An 18,175-nucleotide genomic window follows, 5' to 3' on the forward strand; every position below is an offset into this window, starting at 1 on the left:
AAAATCAAATATTTATAAAAAGTTTTAAATTTTGAGATTTTTGATATAAAAACGTTCACCCATAGTGTTGTAATCAGCCTACTTTCGATTTGTTAACCAATTAACACCTATAATTTATGAGAAAAAATTCCGTCCTGGCCTGGTCCATGGTCGTAGCCCTTGGTGGGTTTTTATTCGGATTTGACACCGCCGTTATCTCAGGTGCCGAAAAATCAATTCAGCAATTCTGGCACCTGTCTGTTTTTGAACATGGATTAACCATTTCCATCGCTTTAATAGGTACAGTGATCGGTTCTTTATTAGGCTCGCGGCCATCTGACCGTTTTGGTCGCAAAAACACACTATATTTTGTAGCACTGGCTTACCTGCTTTCTTCTATCGGTACCTCGCTCGCTGGTAACTGGTACCTGTTTTTAGGATTCCGTTTTTTAGGAGGCCTGGGTGTGGGTGCTTCTTCGGTAACTGCACCTATTTATATATCCGAAGTTTCTCCGGCTGATCGTCGTGGTCGCTTGGTGGGCTTGTTCCAGTTCAATGTCGTCTTAGGTATACTGGTTTCTTATTTGTCTAACTACCTGATCAGCCAGGGGGGCGAGACGTCCTGGCGGTGGATGCTCGGCGTACAGGCCTTTCCGTCATTGGTCTTCCTGATCCTGATCCGCTTTATTCCCGAAAGCCCTCGTTGGCTGATCCTGAAAAAAGGCGCTACGGAACGCGCATTACAAATACTGCGTATTATAAATCCGCTCAATTGCGATGCTGAGCTGGAATCAATAAAAAACTCGCAGTTAGGCAGCGATTCACATCAGCGTAATGCAAGCCTTTTTTCCGGGGAATATAAATTACCCATTATCCTGGCCGTACTTTTTGCTTTTTTTAACCAGGTATCAGGCATAAACGCGATCATCTATTATGCGCCGCGTATTTTTGAGATGGCAGGTCTCGGCGCACACTCCTCCCTTTTGTCCACCGTCGGTATCGGGATGATCAATTTCATTTTTACCCTGCTGGCTATTAACATTATTGACAAGGTTGGCCGGAAATTATTAATGCTCGTTGGATCGGTTGGCCTCATTGCCTCCTTGTTTATGGTGAGTTACACTTTTTTCACCGGTAATTTTAGTGGTTTTGCTATTCCTGTCTATATGATGATCTTTATCGCCTTTTTTGCCTTTTCACAAGGGGCTGTCATCTGGGTGTTTATTTCTGAGATCTTCCCTAACCAAGTACGTGCGAAGGGCCAGACCCTGGGTAGCTCCACGCACTGGATCATGGCCGCTTTAATTGCCTTTAGCTTTCCCTATTTCGCTGAAAAACTTGGCGGAACCATCACTTTCTCCTTTTTCGGGACTATGATGGTGTTGCAACTCATCTTCGTTTGGCGACTGATGCCCGAAACCAAAGGCAAATCCTTGGAGCAAATAGAAAACAATATCGTAATGCATTAAATGACTGCGTGATGAAAACAAATACACTTGAAATACCTGTAATCTGCTATGGCGAAATACTATGGGACATGTTACCCGATGGTCCCCAGCCTGGCGGAGCGCCGTTAAATGTTTCGTATCACCTGAATAAACTGGGCTTGCTTACCAGCATTGTCAGCAGGGTAGGGAACGACACCAATGGGGAAAAATTGATAAAGTTGCTTGAAAACTGGGGAATAAATCACGATTTCGTACAGGAAGATGCGGAATATCCAACAAGCGAGGTGATCGCAAAAATGAATAATGGGAACGAAGTTTCCTACGACATTGTATACCCGGTTGCCTGGGATTTTATCGGGGTTTCCGATGCTATTGCGGGGCAGCTGTCGCCTGATACGTATTTCGTATATGGTAGCCTGTCTTCACGAAATACGATTACCAGAAAGACCCTGATGGAGCTTTTGGAAATAGACTGCATCAAAGTTTTTGATATCAATTTAAGACCGCCATTTGTAAACAAGGATCTACTGGAGATGCTGCTGGCAAAAGCAGACATCGTTAAGTTCAACCAGGCAGAACTGGAAATGGCGCAGATATTATTTGGCGGTTCTTTCAGTCAGGAACTTTCTCAAATCAGGTTTATCCAGGACAAGTTCAATGTTCCGGAAATCATTGTGACTAAAGGCGAGTTCGGCGCTTCTTACTATAAAAATGACAAAGTTTATCATGCCTGGGGCACCGAAGTCAAAGTGAAGGACACCATCGGCAGCGGCGATTCATTTTTATCGGCATTCATTGCCAACCATCATTTAAAACAGGATCCTAAAGTCACGATCAAAAATTCAGTCGCGATGGGCGCGTTTATAGCCACCAAGAAAGGAGGATGTCCACCATATGAAATAGCAGAGTATACAAACTTCAGAAATCAAATATTTTAAACCAATCAATAACCATTTAATAATTATGAGAAAAATTTTATTTTTTTGTTCCCTGCTGGTAACAATGGCCAGCGGAAGTTTTGGGCAGTCCCGCTTAATTAAGGGTACCGTTACAGACAAATCTTCCAACACCTTAGAGGCGGTTACTGTTGCCGTTATCGAAACCCAAAAAGCGGTGTTGACAGATAAGAACGGCAAGTTTGCTATTGAGGCAACGCCAGGCCAGACCCTAAGATTCTCTTATGTAGGCTTAACGTCGCAAACGGTAAAAATTACATCGGCATCGGCAAATCTGCAAATTACACTGGAAGGTAATTCAAACCTGAACGAGGTGGTAGTTACCGGTTATCAGAAAGAACGTAAAAAGGATATTACGGGTGCGGTTGCTGTTGTGAATGTAAGTGAGATCAAAGATATTCCTGTAGGTAATCCTATTAAAGCGTTGCAAGGCAGGGTACCAGGCTTGTTTATCACCGCAGATGGTTCGCCTAACGGAACAGCAACAGTACGGGTACGCGGTAACACCACGCTGCCACTGCCGGGCCTTCCGGGTAACGATCCACTGTATATTATTGATGGTGTACAAACCCAGCGCGGGCTGCAGGAAATAAACCAGAGCGATATCGAGTCGATACAGATCCTGAAGGACGCTGCGTCGGCCTCTATTTATGGTTCACGCGCGGCAGCAGGTGTTATTATTGTTACCACCAAAAAAGCAAAGGCCGGATTTAGCCGTATCAACTTTGATGCTTCTACATCCATGCAGTTTTATACCACCAAGTTAAAAACATTAAACACCCAACAGCGCGGAGCAGCCTACTGGCAGGCATCCGTAAACGATAAGCTTGACCCTAATCTGAATCAGACCTATCAGTACGACTGGAATAAAGACTACAATAACCCGGTACTGAACCAAGTTATATTGCCTGAGTTTTTGGATGCAGCCAAAACAATGAAGCCTGCCAATACAAACTGGTTTAATGAAATTGGTCAAACATCGGTTATTCAATCATACAACCTATCGGTAGCTAATGGTAATGAAAAAGGAAATTCGCTGTTTTCTGTAAGTTATTATGATAACAAGGGTGTAATTAAAGAAACTCACGATCAAAAGATCACAGCCCGCTTTAATTCGGAATACAACTTTTTTAATAACCGTTTAAAAATAGGCGAAACCTTTACGGGCACCTATATGAAGGATGTGCTGATTCCCACCGGCGATGTTACCAGCCTTTCTCAAATTGAAGAGCCAGCTGTACCTGTACATACGGTTGATGGCATAGGCTGGGGTGGCCCGGGCCCGGGCATGGCCGACAGGCAAAATCCAGTAAGGCTGATAGAAGATAACAAACAAAATAAAAACAATTTTGGCCGGATACTGGGCAACGCCTATGCCGAATTAAATATTATTAAGGGCTTAAATTTTCGCACAAGCATATCGGCAGACTATAACGGAAATTATGCGCGTACTTTGCGTAAATCATATGTTTCCGGCTTTCTTTCCGATCCCACAAACCTCGTTAATCAAAATGCCAATTATGAGGGTAACTGGATATTCAGCAATACACTTACCTATAATTTTAATAAAGGAAAACATAAACTGGATGTACTGGCAGGCCAGGAAGAACTTAAATACATTAATCAATCGCTTTACGGAACAAGACAAGGTGTTGGAGAAGAAAATATAGATTATGCCTACCTGAGTTCCGGATCAACCAATATAGATAATGGCGGTTCGGGTGCCACCTATTCCTTGTTATCATACTTTGGTAAGGCCAACTATTCTTACGACGACAAATACCTGTTGTCAGCTACTATCCGCAGAGATGGCTCGTCGAGGTTTGGTTCCAACAACAGGTATGGGGTATTTCCGGCTGTTTCCGCGGGCTGGCGTTTGAGCCAGGAAAGTTTTATCAAGGATAATATTTCTGCCGTGTCTGACCTGAAATTAAGGTATTCTTACGGTCAAACTGGAAATCAGGCAAGTCCATATTATGCTCCCTATACGCTTTACTCGGCTATTTATGGCGTAAACCACATTTTTGGCTATGAAACCGGTTCGGCCTATGATATCTCAGGGGCTGGTACAGGCCAGCTGCCATCTGGTTTTACGCAAATACAGCAAGGTAATGATAATTTAAAATGGGAAACTACCACACAATCAAACTTTGGTTTGGATTTTGGTCTGTTTAACAATACCATTACCGGATCGGCTGATTATTTTGTTAAAAATACCAAAGATATTTTGCTTACCCCCGCTTACCTTGCCGTTTTGGGCGAGGCCGGCAACCGCACTATTAATGCAGCCTCGGTGCGTAACACCGGTTTTGAGTTTTTGTTAAATTATAGTGGCAGGGTGTCAAATGACCTTTCTTTTACGCTAACAGGTAATATAGCCGCATATCGCAATAAGATCACCAGTTTGCCCCAGGATGCAATAGCTTCCTATCCGGGTAATGGAACCGACCAAACTATTCTGGGCCGGTCAGTTAACTCTATATACGGGTACGTTGCCGATGGATTGTTCAGGTCGCAGGCCGAGGTTGATAATTCTGCCAGCCAGCCGGGTAAAGGCCTGGGCCGTATCAGGTACAAAGACTTGAATGGCGATGGCGTTATTGATAGCAAGGACCAGAAATTTATAGGTAACACTGATCCCGACTTCACCTATGGTTTAAACACCACGGTTAACTTTAAGCAATTTGACCTCGTATTTTTTTTTCAGGGAGTGCAGGGTGTTATGGAGTACAATACCTACAAAGGCTTAACCGACTTTTCATCAATTGCACCCGGAGCTAATTGGGGCGTAAGAACGCTGAGCGCCTGGACTCCTAAGAATCCTAACTCAACCATTCCCGCATTAACCACTGTTGACAGGAACAACGAGGGACGGTCATCTACCTATTACATTGAAAATGGTTCCTACTTAAAATTAAGGAATATTCAAGTAGGTTATAACCTTAAAAGTGCGCTCAGAAGCATAAATGTTAAAACTGCACGCGTATTTGTGCAAGCCAGTAATCTGTTTACGGTTAAGAGTAAATCATACACGGCAACTGATCCGGAAAATCCGAATAACATTTATCCGATCCCGGTTATTGCTACCCTGGGTGTAAACCTTTCCTTTTAAATATTTATAAAATAAAGACATGAAAAGTAAAATATATATAGCGGGCTTTATTTGTATCTGCCTGTTGTCCTGCAAAAAAACTCTGGACACCATACCTCAGGGTACGGCGGCAAGTGCCGATTTAAATACACCTGCCAATGTTGATAAAATGGTAATTGCCGCTTACTCGGCCTTAGGTAATGATGAGTATATGACCCCTTACAGCAGTATGTGGCCTTATGGCAGCATTAGGAGTGGAGATGCCTATAAAGGCGGCGATGGCCCCGGCGATATCAGCGAGTTTCATGGCTACGAAACGTTTTCATTGAACCGTGTAGATTATGGACCAACAGATGCGCTCTGGTTTCGCATATATGTAGGAATAGGCCGGGTAAATGACGCATTAAGCCGGGTTAATGCTATAACCGAAACTGATTATCCTAATAAGACCATAAGGCAGGGCGAGCTGCGCTTTTTACGCGGGCATTTCTATTTCCTCCTAAAGATATTGTTTAAGTATGTGCCTTATATTGATGAAACGATAGCCAAAACTGATTATCCAACCATTTCAAACCGTGCGCTGACCGATGATGCTTTATGGAAAAAAATTGAAGATGATTTCCGTGCAGGAGTAGCCAATTTACCAAAAACACAATCTGATGTGGGCAGGGCTAATAAATTTGCTGCGGAAGCGTACCTGGCTAAAGCGTTATTATACCATGCCTACACTCAGGATGACAATAATAATGTAACCTCGGTCGATCAGGCAAAACTTACAGAAGTTAATAGCCTGTGTGATGATGTGATCAATTCCGGCTCTTATGCTTTAAGCACTGATTTTGCCAATAACTTTTTATCGCAATTTGAAAACGGCAAGGAATCTGTTTTCGCTATTCAATATTCTATAAATGACGGTACACCGCAAGGTCGCGAGGATTTTGGTCATGAGCTCGATTACCCGATGAATCAGGAGTATGGTTGCTGCGGATTTCATGTACCCAGCAATAACCTGATCAATGCGTTTAAAACTGATAATACGGGCTTACCTATGTTTGGTACTTTTAATAATGCCGATGTGGAACCTACCGGTAATTATCAGGCCAACTCATTTGATCCGCGTATTGACCATACTGTGGCAACCCCCGGACATCCGTATAAATACGATCCAAATTTTATATTTCAGACATCGTGGGCAAGGGCTCCGCAGGTTTACGGACCTCATTTGAGTATGAAAGAAACCGTGTTGCCGGGTGATGCCGCCTTTAAAAAGTTCCCGCCATTTATGTCGAGCGGTAAAAACTGGGCCATTATCCGCTATGCCGATGTACTTTTATTTAAGGCCGAGGCGTTGATAGAGTTAGGAAGGCAACTGGAAGCTGTACCATTGATCAATCAGGTACGCCAGCGTGCAGCTAATAGCGAATCACTGCTTAAGCAGGCCAACGGAAACAGCATATCCAATTACAAAATTGATACCTACAAACCGGGTGTCAACTGTGTATGGACACAGGATTATGCAAGGCAGGCATTACGCTTTGAGCGCCGCCTGGAGTTTGCCATGGAAGGGTACCGCTTTTTTGACCTGGTGCGCTGGGGTATTGCTGCGGAATATATGAATAGCTATTTTACTGTGGAGAAAACCAGGAAATCGCATTTGCAGGATGCAGTATTTAAAAAGAACCGGGACGAATACATGCCAATTCCGCTAAACCAGATTAATTTTAGCAAAGGATTATACAAACAAAATACCGGATGGTAATTTAATTGATAACTCAACCATGAAAAGAAATTTTAAACATCTCCTCAGTCTGGCTTTCGTAGCGATAGGTGCAACAGCTTTGGCACAAACACAGGACAATAACAGATATCAGGAGCAATATCGGCCGCAGGTGCATTTCTCGCCCAGGGAGCACTGGATCAATGACCCGAATGGTATGGTTTATTATAACGGAACTTATCATTTGTTCTATCAATACTATCCCGGCGGCACAACATGGGGCCCCATGCACTGGGGACATGCACAAAGTAAAGATCTGATGCACTGGAAAGAAATGCCGATTGCGTTATATCCGGACAGTTTGGGTTATATTTTTTCTGGCAGCGCAGTTGCCGACATTCATAACACCTCGGGCTTTGGAAAAAATGGCCGTATTCCCTTAGTCGCCATTTTTACACATCACGATCCGAAAGGCGAAAAAAGCGGACGGAACGATTTTCAGAACCAAAGTATTGCCTACAGCCTGGACGAGGGTAAAACCTGGACGAAATACGCCGGTAATCCTGTTTTGAAGAATACCGGAATACGGGACTTTCGTGATCCTAAAGTGATGTGGTTTGAGCCGCAAAAGAAATGGATAATGACATTGGCCACTCAGGATCATATCACTTTTTTTTCTTCACCTGATCTGAAGCACTGGAAACAGGAAAGTGAATTCGGAAAACAGTTGGGCGCTCATGGCGGTGTTTGGGAATGTCCAGATCTGTTTCCGTTAAAAGTCGATGGGAAAACTTATTGGGTATTAGTTGTAAACCTGAATCCTGGCGGCCCAAATGGCGGATCGGCAACTCAATATTTTATCGGAACGTTTGACGGACATGGCTTTGCAGCGGTGGATGAGAAGACCCGCTGGCTTGACTATGGGCCTGACGAATATGCAGGGGTGACCTGGAGCAATACCGGCGACCGTAAAATATTTCTGGGCTGGATGAGTAACTGGGCGTACGCCAATTTGGTGCCTACAGAAAAGTGGCGTAATGCCATGACCATACCCCGGGACCTGTCACTAAAACAGGTGAACGGAGAAGTACTCCTTGCCTCATTGCCTGTGCTCGAATTGAATGGAATCAAAGAGCCAGCTAAATCAGTAGTATTGAACAAAGCAGGTACATTTACAGGACGCGGTTTGCTCAAGTTGTCAACGGTGTCATTGAGCGATTACCGCGTGACATTGTCAAATAGCCTCGAGGAGGAATTGGTCATTGGTTATGACAAAAAAGCCAGGCAATATTATATTGACCGTACGAAGGCCGGCAATACAGCTTTTCAGAAAGACTTCAAGGGGCGTTTCTTTGCACCCAGATTTTCGTCCTCACAAAGCTCTGATCTTACCCTGGTAATTGATGCAGCTTCAATAGAACTCTTCGCCGACCAGGGCCTTACCACGATGACTGCCATCTTTTTTCCCGATAAGCCATTTGATCATGTTAAAGTTGAAAGTAAAGACAGGCTCAAGGACCTTAAACTATCGGGGCTTAACGCTATCTGGAAATAGATGAATTAGGACTCCAGTTTGAGAATTAGTTGATATAAGCGCTCCGGTAAAATGGGGCGCTTATTTTTTTTTAAAAATAAAAATGGGACAGAGTACGATTTTACATCTCTGTCCCACTGAGTGACCTGGGAGAGGCTCGAACTCTCGACCCACTGATTAAGAGTCAGTTGCTCTACCGGCTGAGCTACCAAGTCTTTTATTTTTATTGGGTTGCAAATATGCTGATTTATTTTTGATTTTAGCTTCAGGATATTTGATTTTGGATATTTTTTTGATTAAAAACTCTAAGAATGGTCTTCTTCGTATTGAGGTATTAGGTGAAAATTAATATTCGGCCAATACATTGAAGCCAATACCCGCTATGCCTACTTTTTCCCATTTTGCCTGGCTGGTTTCGCGCGAGATGATGGAGCCACCTAAGAAACTTGCAGAAAACATTACGCCATGGCCCTCTGTATTTTGTATCCATTCAAGGCTTACATAAAATTTGTCGTCAGCAACTATGTTAAAGGGTTCCAGATTTATACTTATCCTTTGCTGGCCTTTTTTAACGGTCACAAATATGTTTTCATTTTGCAAAAGCTGATCGGGCATACCGTCTTTAACGCTGTAAAAGTTTAGGCGAAGTTTTACAGAATCGGTTACTTCGGTTGCTATATTGGCGTTAAATTGCTTTATAAAAGTAGGCGATTTTTTGATCTTGATAATGGTACCTATCTCATATCCAAGTTTATTGTCGGTAAAACCCGCGTTGGTAGATTTAGATTGTGAAGTATTTCCCAATACTACTTGTTTCCATTTATGGTTGTTAACCTTTACTTCTTTTAGCTGGGTAACTGTGGGCTGTAAAAGCAGTGTTTTATGAGCTTCTGTATCCTTAATAAAACTGGCCACTTGGTAGGTGAGTGATTTATACCCTATCATAGATAGCTTCAAACTATCGGCATCATGACCGGTTAAATTAAGCTTAAAGCGGCCGGCATTATCGGTAACAGAACCTATGCCTTTATCAACAATACCCACATTTACATAAGGTAAGGGCATACCGGTTTTGGCATCTTTAACAACACCATCAAACACCTGGGCATGGGCAAATAAAGTGCAAATGGTAAATAGGCTAATAAGTATTGGATTTTTCATGCCTGTAAGACTATTTACCTGCTCTTTGGTTACACTAAAGCATATAGGTCAGTCCGCTGTTTTTCTACAACATCGCTGTTGATGTATTCGTCGTAGGTCATCAGCTTATCGATGTAGCCGCCTGGTGTTAGTTCAAATATGCGGTTGGCTACTGTTTCTACCAGTTCATGATCTCGTGAGGTGAACAGAATGGTGCCCCTGAAGTCTTTCATGCCATTATTAAGCGCTGTGATCGATTCCAGGTCCAGGTGATTGGTTGGCTCATCAAACATTAGTAAATTGGCTTGTTGCAGCATCATGCGGCTAAACATGCAGCGCATTTTCTCGCCTCCTGATAGTACATTGCTCTTCTTTAATACCTCTTCACCAGAGAACAGCATCCGGCCCAAAAAGCCACGGATAAATTGGTCGTCTTTTTCGCCAGGTGAGTATTCACGCAGCCAGTCAATCAGGTTTTCATCCTTACCTTTAAAGTATTCGGCATTATCAATCGGAATATCAGCGTGGTTAATAGTAACGCCCCATTTAAAGGTGCCTTTAAAGTCTGTATCTCTGCCGGTTAAAATGTTGTACAGAGCAGTAGTTGCCAAACTGTTTTGTGAGAGTATGGCAATCTTATCGCCTTTGTTTACCGTAAGACTGATGTTGTTGAATAAAAGTTCACCATTAAGGGTTTTACTTAAATTCTCGATCTGTAATATCTGGTCGCCGGCTTCGCGGCCCAGGTTATTGAATATAATTCCGGGATATTTACGGTTTGATGGCTGTATCTCGTCGATATTGATCTTATCCAGTGCCTTTTTACGACTGGTAGCTTGTTTCGATTTAGAAGCGTTGGCGCTAAAGCGGCGGATAAACTCCTGCAATTCCTTAACACGATCTTCTGTCTTTTTATTCTGATCAGAGCGTTGTTTCAAAGCCAGCTGACTTGACTCATACCAGAAAGTATAGTTACCGGTATAAATGGTCATCTTACCAAAATCAATATCCACCACGTGGGTACAAACCGTATCCAGGAAGTGCCTGTCGTGCGATACCACCAATACAATAGCTTCGTACGATGCTAAAAAGTCTTCAAGCCAGCTTACGGTGTGGATGTCCAGGTCGTTTGTAGGCTCATCCAGTAGTAAAATATCAGGTTTGCCAAAAAGTGCCTGAGCTAACAATACGCGTACTTTTTGGGTATTGTCCAGATCTTTTACCAGGTTGTAATGATATTCTTCTTTGATACCCAGGTTACTTAGCAAGGTAGCGGCATTGCTTTCGGCATTCCAGCCATCCATTTCGGCAAACAGGTTCTCCAGTTCGCCGGCGCGTTCGCCATCGGCATCGGTGAAATCTTCTTTCAGGTAAATGGCGTCTTTTTCCTTCATTACGGCATACATCTCTTTGTAGCCCATCATCACAGTCTCTATAACCGTAAACTCGTCAAAGGCATAGTGATTTTGGCTTAAAACCGCCATACGCTCGCCCGGAGTAAAGCTTACTGAACCGCTTGTTGGATCAATATCGCCCGAAAGGATCTTTAAAAATGTTGATTTGCCGGCACCATTGGCACCTATAATGCCATAACAATTGCCTTGTGAAAATTTAAGGTTAACGTCTTCAAATAAAGTCCGTTTTCCGTAACGTAATGATAGATTGGATACCGTAATCATGCTGCACCTATAATTTGCCGCAAAAATACGGTAAATAGTTCATTTTTTTGGTATTGAGACTGATTTTAAATGGGGAGTTTTGTGGATTTAAGTACGTATTCCGTCACATTTAATTGACATTAGCGTGTACATATTTGCCCATATTATGGGTAACTTTAAAACTAAGAGCTCAGTTTAGCGTTATACAGTTATAAATTAACCAATTACAGAAAATGGAACAACCTTTGACTCAACAGATTCATACATTATTAAATATTACCAGTCATGGGAGCATTAATCATCACATTGGTTATTATCAACGTAATAATAGCCATCAACAATACACAGAAAAGGAAAGTATATTGATAGGCAGATGCTGCGCTTAACTTAATATTTCGGTTAAGCTATTTGTTTCATGATCCGCCAGTTTTTGCAGCGGACCTGAGGCAAGCATCTTCATCATCATGTTCAGATCTGCATCGATAGTAAAAATAACATCAGTATGGTCGTTATCATAAGATAGCGACCATTTTAATTTCAGATCAAACGGCGGCTTTGCTGCCGGCACAATAATAATTTCCTGGTCAGGCAGCCGGCTTTCAATCTTCAAGGAAAGTTTAGCCATATTCTGGATGCTGAAATGAGCCTCGTTGGCAGTTGAAACCCATTCCTGTATATTTTCCGGCATCAGTTTCTGGTGATTGTTAAAATCGGCCAAAAAAGCGTAAACCTCACTGATGGGTTTATTAATGCTGATATTGCTGGTGAAAGTGCTCATATTTTTGTGTTACGTGATACGTTGTAAGTTTTACGTTAGGAAACGACTATATCAAAAAAATCATCACCATCCTTTAACCGGTTAATCATGGTTTCCGACAGAATCAACGCAATCATCGGAATCAAAAAAATCAACGGTCTTAACTGGAAGCTATCTGCCCCCAGGCTGCCGGGTTTTCGCGCCATTGTTTTAAAATAGCCACGTCTTTATCGGCAATGTATTGGTGCTCTTCAGCATATTTTATCAATGCATTATAGTTTGATAGAGTAACAAAGGGGCAACCAGCTTGTTTAAAGTTTTCGGTGGCCACATCAAAACCATAGCTGAATATGGCTGCAAGACCAGCAACCTCGAAACCGGCAGTGCGTAAAGCTTCAACGGCCTGTAAGCTGCTTTTACCGGTTGATATCAGGTCTTCAATAACCACTACACGTTTGCCGGTGGTTGTAGAGGCATCCCCCTCAATAAGGCTGCCGGTTCCATGATCTTTCGGTTTCGAGCGTACGTAAATAAAAGGTAATCCCAATTCCTGGGCTACAAGCGCCCCTTGTGGTATACCGGCGGTTGCCACACCGGCTATGCAACCCACGCTGCCAAATTTTTCCTGTATAGCAACGGTTAATTGCTGACGGATATAAGTACGGATAGACGGATGAGAAAGTGTTACGCGGTTATCACAATAAATTGGCGATTTCCATCCCGACGCCCATGTAAAAGGATTGTTAGGTTGTAATTTAATTGCTTTAATTTGCAGCAGAAATTCAGCAACTTGCTGCTCGATCTCATTATTATTAAACATGGCTCAAAAATACAGAATTTATATCAACGAAAAGGTTATCCTGTTAACTGAATCAGAACCATCGCATGCAGAAAGTTATGAAAGGCTTGATGCAGAGACATTTGATCTGCGAATAATTTATACCTGGATACTGGCAAATCCCAAAAAGTTATTCTATGTGCCCTGCACCAATGCCAAACTTTTTTTAAAATCGGTTATCAAAAATATTACGCTTATTGAGGCTGCCGGCGGCCTGGTCATGAATACGGCTGGCGATTATTTGTTTATTTACCGTAACGATAAATGGGACCTGCCCAAAGGTAAAATTGAGAAGGACGAGAAAGTAAAAGAAGCTGCCGTACGCGAAGTAGAAGAGGAATGCGGCATAAAAGTGAGCAAGCTGAATGAGAAGATATGCAAAACCTACCATGTTTACATCAGCAGGGGCGAGGTGGTGCTTAAAAAAACGCACTGGTTTGCCATGGACAGCAAGGGTAAGGACAAACTAAAGCCACAAAAAGAAGAAGGCATTACCGATGTGCGCTGGTTTAAGAAAGAGCATATTGAACCTATTGTGGAAAATACATTCCCATCCATTATGGATGTATTGCATAAAGAAAAGTTGGTTACAAATAAGCTAATGCCTCTGCGGGGATAAACTGTGCCACATCGCCATGATGACGCATAATTTCGCGTACGATGGTTGAGCTGATGGATGAATAGCCCGGTTTGCTTACAATAAAAATGCTTTCAATATCGGGCACCAGGGCATGGTTCATCTGGGCTATGGCTTTTTCGTATTCAAAATCGGATACGGTACGAATCCCCCTGATCATGTAGGTAGCGCCGATGCTTTTGCAAAAGTTTACCGTTAACCCTTCATAAGCCACAATATGTATCCGCTCATCATGTTTAAAAACCGCACGGAGCATCTGTTCGCGGGTTGCTATACTGAGCAGACCCTGTTTGCTGCTATTGGCGCCTATGCCAATATAAACCTTGTCGAACAGGTCAACCGAGCGTTTTACAATATCGACATGGGCTTTGGTAACCGGATCAAAAGAACCTGGGAAAAGAGCGATCTTCATTTTAGGCTGATGTTAATGCTTTGATCAAAAGTAGCTTTTTTAGCGTCAGGAAGCAAGAGACTTGTAAGAAGAGTCAAGAATTAAGAGTCAAGAATCAAGAAGGGAAAAGCTTGTCGTTTTTGTCTCACATATAACAATATATAGAAACGACGTCATTGATGACGGGTTGTGGAGAAATAGTATTTATAAAGCTCTACCTACCAACAATATCCTCCAACTGGTAATAAACCTTCAGGCCACGTTCCTGCGCTATCCGTACATCTTCATCGGCTCCTTTTGAAGCGCCGGTGATCCTTAAAACGGCGTCGCATTTGGTGAGCAGGCGCTGGGCAACGGGGTATAGGATCTCTTCATAAGCGGCATCGCCCGGGTGTTTTGAACCGGCCTGCTCCAGCAGGGGTAAGGCAAACCATTCGCCAATTACCGGGATATGCCCCGCCCTGAATATCGGCAATGCCATTTCTTCCAGTTTTTTTAAATTCTGAGCCATCAGGGTTGGGTCATCATTGGTGCCCGAACGGTACGGGCCTGCTATTAAAATTACTAAAGGTGTATTGGTCATGATATTAACTGATTAAGTTGTGCATACTGTAAAAGCATAATGGTTTTGCCGTCTTTTATTTCGCCGGTTTGTACCATTTGCAGGGCTGTGGTAAATGGCAGTTCCAGTACCTCAATATTTTCGTGTTCTTCTTCCAGTCCGCCGCCATCGCTTATCTTCATGTCACTTGTATACTCCGCCACAAAAAAATATAAGATCTCTGTTACCGAGCCCGGCGACATATAAGCTTCGAATACCTTTTTTACATTCCTGATCTGGTAACCTGTTTCCTCTTCGGTTTCCCGCCTGATGCAGTCTTCGGCATTGCTTTGATCCAGCAAACCTGCGCAGCATTCAATCAGCATCCCATTATCATTGCCATTGATATAAGTAGCAACTCTGAATTGTTTAGTCAGTATCACCGTTTTAGTATCCCGGTTGTATAAAAGTATGGTAGCGCCGTTGCCCCGGTCGTAAGCCTCGCGGCTAAGTTTTAAAACAGTGCCATCTTTTTTTGTAGCTTCAAAAAATATTTTCCGGAGGATGTACCAGTTGTCTGATAGTACCTCTGTTTTTAAGATTTTGATATCTGTCATCTATAAATTGATTAAAAATGATCAATTATGATTATTTTTGATCGAATATAAAACTATTTGAATGAACTTTCAAAAAAGAAAGCAAAAAATATTAGAGCAACTGGACCATACCGGCGAAGTTGACATCAAAGAGCTGGCCGTCGCATTAGATATTTCGGAGATCACCGCCCGGCGCGATCTGAACCAATTGGCTAATGACGGCCTGCTTTATCGCACCCATGGCGGCGCCATGAAAGTTGACCCTTTAGCTAAACCGCATGATTTTGTAAACAAGGCGGCTCAAAATGCTGATGTGAAGGATAGTATTTGCCGCAAGGCGGCTGAACATATTAACGATGGCGATATCATTTTTATGGATTGCGGCAGTACGGTTTTCAGACTGTGCCAGTTTATTAAGCATAAAAAGATCAAGGTGATCACCAACTCATTGCCTGTTATTTATGAACTGCAAAACTGTTCAGTATCAATCAATATCATTGGGGGCGAGTTTAATAACGAGCGGCAGGCAACCCATGGTAAAATAGCCAATGAGCACGTTGCCAGATACCGGGCTGGTAAGGCTTTTTTAGGAGTGGACGGTATATCGGCTAATGGCTTGTTTGCCAACAGCGAGCTGGAGGCCGAAATTACATCAATGTATATTAATCAAAGCGCCTACACTTATGTGTTATGCGACGATAGCAAAATAGGGAAGGAAACCTACCTCAAATTTGCCGATATCAACCAGGTTGAGGCGATCATTACCAACGCGGATGAAGGAAAGCTGACAGGCTTTAAAGGTACCGCCTTGACTATTTTACAGGTAGGGTAGATCTTTGCAGACTATAAAAGACTTTACTCCAGTAGTTGCTAAGGCTATAGCAGGGTGAGCTAAGAGGAGTTTTGAATGTCACTATCATAACTTATGAAGTTTTTAAGTGCTGTGCAAGTATGGTAAATACTGGTCGGATTTTTGCAGGCTATTCAGCAAGGTGCCTGAAAAATGAAAAGGAAGAATGTCCGTATTTTCGTTGCTCCACAAAAGAGGGGTGGTTATTGAGATTTTGCATGGATTGGTGCTCCACGATCAGCAAGCCATCGGGTGCCAGAAGGTTGCATTCAAAAACTATTTTTGAAATTTCGGGGATCCGGTTAAGGTCGTAAGGCGGGTCGGCAAAGATGAGGGCGTACTGTTCAGTTTCCATTTGCAGGTACTTAAAAACATCCTCTTTATAAGCCTTTATCTGCTCCATCTTATGCTGGCGGGATATATCCTTCAAATAGTTCACGCAATGGATGCTACGATCAACCGAAATCACCTGTGCAGCTCCTCTGGATGCAAACTCCATAGAGATATTACCTGTACCGCTAAACAGATCAAGCACCTTAATTTCCTCAAATTCAATTTGATTTTGCAGGATATTAAACAGGGCTTCCTTAGCCAGATCGGTTGTAGGGCGTACCGGAAGATTTTTGGGTGGGTTAAGTCGCAGTCCCTTTAAACTACCTCCGATGATGCGCATAAAGATAAAGCAGCGAGTGATAATATTTGGTGTGCAGGTATTTCGGCTGGAATTTGTACCACCTGCAGATGATTAAGCTCTACCTGGCCAAAAAAATCTGCCAGGTAGCTGATGCTTTTATCGCCGGTGTCAATATCACCATTTAAATAAATATGAGTATCGGCAGGTTGTAAACCCAACTCATTAGCTGTGAGGGCCACAAAGTAAGCAAGTTCGTCGTTATTTTGAAATTCGAACCGGTTATAGAAGCGCAGTTTGTTATCCTTAAAGGTTATAATTTCGACTTGTGAACCATTTAAATTCAGGTACAGGTCATGGTCGGCTGGGTTATTTCCTGCAATGGCGCTTATCCATCCTTTCGACGAAAAAACACTGTTACGCAGTCCAAATTCTTCAGCTGCGTTGATTATCGCGCTGTCTGTCTTGTAAATAATGATGTTGCTGCTATCTAAAGGCTGAGCGGATATCTTTTCGCTTGAGTTTACATCCAAAAAGCGGGCAAAATCGGTAATATGATCTGGGCTAAACAGGCTTTGAGGGACTAAAGTAAAGCCATTAGCAGGCAAACCTACAACTACCTGTTTGTATTTGGCCGATAAAAGATCAAGCAGTTCCTGCGGATTGGTTAGCTCATCCAATGGGTGCATATCCGCACAGGCAACCAGTTTATCCTGATCAGTGATCGCATACGAAAATGTAGCTTTATTAATCTGTATCAATAAATTATAACGTTCGGCCTCGTCAAGGCTAAAGTTATCATCATGGTAGTTATAATTGTATTCGCTCATGCCAGTTTAACAAAAGTAATATTTTTTGGCAGATACTATGAATTACCGTAGTTAAAAAAGCATTGTCTCATTAAAACCCTCTGCCTCCCAAAAACAATGTTAAAAGGATATAAATCAATATTGGCCACAAAACGGACCTTGGATAATAGTCATCGTCGGGGAAATATTTCTTAAAGAAATACCTTGTCAAAACAATGCCTGCTAAAATATTGTAAAATAGGGTTAAACAGAATAATTGAAAAAAAGGCATTATCTGGCTAAACGATGTTACTGGGGTGCTGCCAGAAGCAAACTTCCGGAGCGCTTCCAGATCGGGTTTAATATTTAACGCCCTGATGGCAAACAACAAAACAAGATTGCCGAACAGTAAAAACATGATCACCTGACCTATTACCCATTTGTAGCCGGCTACCCATAAATTGATAATGAGTAATATACCTGCATACAAAGGGCTGAATGCAGCAAACCAGAATATGGCTCGCCTGGAATATATTTCAACATAGTCTCCTCCGGTTTCTTCTATTTTATCTTCATCAAATTCCATGGTCAAATTTATAAAAATGCTGATAAGTAATTAACTT

General features: G+C 42.5%; 17 protein-coding genes and 1 tRNA gene. 7 read left to right on the forward strand and 11 right to left on the reverse strand.

Annotated elements, in window-relative coordinates; all coding sequences use genetic code 11:
- The first annotated feature begins 116 nt into the window (after positions 1–116).
- The 5 genes from ACNURT_RS12530 to ACNURT_RS12550 are packed head-to-tail and all read left to right on the forward strand — an operon-like array spanning position 117 to position 8,746.
- Positions 117–1,448, forward strand: coding sequence for a sugar porter family MFS transporter (locus tag ACNURT_RS12530; protein WP_419702033.1), 1,332 nt, complete (start codon positions 117–119; stop codon positions 1,446–1,448).
- A gap of 11 nt (positions 1,449–1,459) precedes the next feature.
- Positions 1,460–2,365 (forward strand): carbohydrate kinase family protein, encoded by a 906-nt coding sequence (locus tag ACNURT_RS12535; protein ID WP_419702034.1) that lies wholly within the window; start codon positions 1,460–1,462, stop codon positions 2,363–2,365.
- Between the two features lie 25 nt (positions 2,366–2,390).
- Entirely contained in the window at positions 2,391–5,495 is a 3,105-nt protein-coding gene (locus ACNURT_RS12540) for a SusC/RagA family TonB-linked outer membrane protein (RefSeq protein WP_419702035.1), read from the forward strand.
- 19 nt (positions 5,496–5,514) lie between these two features.
- Entirely contained in the window at positions 5,515–7,233 is a 1,719-nt protein-coding gene (locus tag ACNURT_RS12545) for a RagB/SusD family nutrient uptake outer membrane protein (protein ID WP_419702036.1), read from the forward strand.
- Between the two features lie 19 nt (positions 7,234–7,252).
- Positions 7,253–8,746, forward strand: a complete 1,494-nt coding sequence (locus ACNURT_RS12550; protein WP_419702037.1) for a glycoside hydrolase family 32 protein — start codon at positions 7,253–7,255, stop codon at positions 8,744–8,746.
- 121 nt (positions 8,747–8,867) lie between these two features.
- Here the strand turns inward: ACNURT_RS12550 and ACNURT_RS12555 are convergent.
- The 5 genes from ACNURT_RS12555 to pyrE all read right to left on the reverse strand — a co-directional run bounded on the left by ACNURT_RS12555 (position 8,868) and on the right by pyrE (position 13,100).
- A tRNA-Lys gene (locus ACNURT_RS12555) sits at positions 8,868–8,940 on the reverse strand.
- A gap of 130 nt (positions 8,941–9,070) precedes the next feature.
- Positions 9,071–9,886, reverse strand: a complete 816-nt coding sequence (locus ACNURT_RS12560) for a carboxypeptidase-like regulatory domain-containing protein (RefSeq protein WP_419702038.1) — start codon at positions 9,884–9,886, stop codon at positions 9,071–9,073.
- 29 nt (positions 9,887–9,915) lie between these two features.
- Positions 9,916–11,544, reverse strand: a complete 1,629-nt coding sequence (locus ACNURT_RS12565) for an ABC-F family ATP-binding cassette domain-containing protein (RefSeq protein ID WP_419702039.1) — start codon at positions 11,542–11,544, stop codon at positions 9,916–9,918.
- 361 nt (positions 11,545–11,905) lie between these two features.
- Complete coding sequence (locus ACNURT_RS12570; protein WP_419702040.1) at positions 11,906–12,301, reverse strand: SRPBCC family protein; 396 nt, start codon at positions 12,299–12,301, stop codon at positions 11,906–11,908.
- 139 nt (positions 12,302–12,440) lie between these two features.
- On the reverse strand, positions 12,441–13,100 hold the full coding sequence (gene pyrE / locus ACNURT_RS12575; RefSeq protein ID WP_419702041.1) for an orotate phosphoribosyltransferase: 660 nt from the start codon (positions 13,098–13,100) through the stop codon (positions 12,441–12,443).
- On the opposite strand from pyrE, the gene ACNURT_RS12580 reads away from it, so the two are divergent.
- A complete protein-coding gene (locus ACNURT_RS12580; protein WP_419702042.1) occupies positions 13,099–13,737 on the forward strand; it encodes an NUDIX hydrolase in 639 nt (212 codons plus the stop codon). The genes pyrE and ACNURT_RS12580 overlap by 2 nt on opposite strands.
- On the opposite strand, the gene coaD is transcribed toward ACNURT_RS12580, so the two are convergent.
- From coaD to nudK, 3 genes are all read right to left on the reverse strand, one after another.
- The gene (gene coaD, locus ACNURT_RS12585; protein WP_419702043.1) at positions 13,706–14,167 is read right to left on the reverse strand and encodes a pantetheine-phosphate adenylyltransferase; all 462 of its coding nucleotides are present in this window, start codon (positions 14,165–14,167) and stop codon (positions 13,706–13,708) included. The genes ACNURT_RS12580 and coaD overlap by 32 nt on opposite strands.
- A 193-nt stretch (positions 14,168–14,360) precedes the next feature.
- Complete coding sequence (locus tag ACNURT_RS12590) at positions 14,361–14,729, reverse strand: DUF4406 domain-containing protein (RefSeq protein ID WP_419702044.1); 369 nt, start codon at positions 14,727–14,729, stop codon at positions 14,361–14,363.
- Complete coding sequence (gene nudK, locus ACNURT_RS12595) at positions 14,726–15,304, reverse strand: GDP-mannose pyrophosphatase NudK (RefSeq protein WP_419702045.1); 579 nt, start codon at positions 15,302–15,304, stop codon at positions 14,726–14,728. The genes ACNURT_RS12590 and nudK overlap by 4 nt, the downstream gene beginning before the upstream one ends.
- Positions 15,305–15,365: 61 nt before the next feature.
- Here nudK and ACNURT_RS12600 point away from each other — a divergent pair, with 61 nt between their 5' ends.
- Positions 15,366–16,115 (forward strand): DeoR/GlpR family DNA-binding transcription regulator, encoded by a 750-nt coding sequence (locus tag ACNURT_RS12600; RefSeq protein WP_419702046.1) that lies wholly within the window; start codon positions 15,366–15,368, stop codon positions 16,113–16,115.
- Positions 16,116–16,263: 148 nt separating this feature from the next.
- Here the strand turns inward: ACNURT_RS12600 and rsmD are convergent, their stop codons facing one another.
- The 3 genes from rsmD to ACNURT_RS12615 form a co-directional block, all read right to left on the reverse strand.
- A complete protein-coding gene (rsmD, locus tag ACNURT_RS12605) occupies positions 16,264–16,806 on the reverse strand; it encodes a 16S rRNA (guanine(966)-N(2))-methyltransferase RsmD (protein ID WP_419702047.1) in 543 nt (180 codons plus the stop codon).
- Complete coding sequence (locus tag ACNURT_RS12610; protein WP_419702048.1) at positions 16,782–17,594, reverse strand: DUF3822 family protein; 813 nt, start codon at positions 17,592–17,594, stop codon at positions 16,782–16,784. Before ACNURT_RS12610 ends, rsmD begins: the two co-directional genes overlap by 25 nt.
- Positions 17,595–17,664: 70 nt before the next feature.
- Positions 17,665–18,138 (reverse strand): hypothetical protein, encoded by a 474-nt coding sequence (locus ACNURT_RS12615; RefSeq protein ID WP_419702049.1) that lies wholly within the window; start codon positions 18,136–18,138, stop codon positions 17,665–17,667.
- Positions 18,139–18,175 lie beyond the last annotated feature (37 nt).

This window comes from Mucilaginibacter sp. NFX135 (assembly GCF_048565145.1).
Classification (GTDB): domain Bacteria; phylum Bacteroidota; class Bacteroidia; order Sphingobacteriales; family Sphingobacteriaceae; genus Mucilaginibacter.

What these genes read in the sequence shown, in the direction of transcription:
- ACNURT_RS12530 (WP_419702033.1), top strand. Translation starts at nt 117, where the DNA reads ATGAGAAAAAATTCCGTCCTGGCCTGGTCCATGGTCGTAGCCCTTGGT.
- ACNURT_RS12535 (WP_419702034.1), top strand. Translation starts at nt 1,460, where the DNA reads ATGAAAACAAATACACTTGAAATACCTGTAATCTGCTATGGCGAAATA.
- ACNURT_RS12540 (WP_419702035.1), top strand. Translation starts at nt 2,391, where the DNA reads ATGAGAAAAATTTTATTTTTTTGTTCCCTGCTGGTAACAATGGCCAGC.
- ACNURT_RS12545 (WP_419702036.1), top strand. Translation starts at nt 5,515, where the DNA reads ATGAAAAGTAAAATATATATAGCGGGCTTTATTTGTATCTGCCTGTTG.
- ACNURT_RS12550 (WP_419702037.1), top strand. Translation starts at nt 7,253, where the DNA reads ATGAAAAGAAATTTTAAACATCTCCTCAGTCTGGCTTTCGTAGCGATA.
- ACNURT_RS12560 (WP_419702038.1), bottom strand. Translation starts at nt 9,886, where the DNA reads ATGAAAAATCCAATACTTATTAGCCTATTTACCATTTGCACTTTATTT.
- ACNURT_RS12565 (WP_419702039.1), bottom strand. Translation starts at nt 11,544, where the DNA reads ATGATTACGGTATCCAATCTATCATTACGTTACGGAAAACGGACTTTA.
- ACNURT_RS12570 (WP_419702040.1), bottom strand. Translation starts at nt 12,301, where the DNA reads ATGAGCACTTTCACCAGCAATATCAGCATTAATAAACCCATCAGTGAG.
- ACNURT_RS12580 (WP_419702042.1), top strand. Translation starts at nt 13,099, where the DNA reads ATGGCTCAAAAATACAGAATTTATATCAACGAAAAGGTTATCCTGTTA.
- pyrE (WP_419702041.1), bottom strand. Translation starts at nt 13,100, where the DNA reads ATGTTTAATAATAATGAGATCGAGCAGCAAGTTGCTGAATTTCTGCTG.
- coaD (WP_419702043.1), bottom strand. Translation starts at nt 14,167, where the DNA reads ATGAAGATCGCTCTTTTCCCAGGTTCTTTTGATCCGGTTACCAAAGCC.
- ACNURT_RS12590 (WP_419702044.1), bottom strand. Translation starts at nt 14,729, where the DNA reads ATGACCAATACACCTTTAGTAATTTTAATAGCAGGCCCGTACCGTTCG.
- nudK (WP_419702045.1), bottom strand. Translation starts at nt 15,304, where the DNA reads ATGACAGATATCAAAATCTTAAAAACAGAGGTACTATCAGACAACTGG.
- ACNURT_RS12600 (WP_419702046.1), top strand. Translation starts at nt 15,366, where the DNA reads ATGAACTTTCAAAAAAGAAAGCAAAAAATATTAGAGCAACTGGACCAT.
- rsmD (WP_419702047.1), bottom strand. Translation starts at nt 16,806, where the DNA reads ATGCGCATCATCGGAGGTAGTTTAAAGGGACTGCGACTTAACCCACCC.
- ACNURT_RS12610 (WP_419702048.1), bottom strand. Translation starts at nt 17,594, where the DNA reads ATGAGCGAATACAATTATAACTACCATGATGATAACTTTAGCCTTGAC.
- ACNURT_RS12615 (WP_419702049.1), bottom strand. Translation starts at nt 18,138, where the DNA reads ATGGAATTTGATGAAGATAAAATAGAAGAAACCGGAGGAGACTATGTT.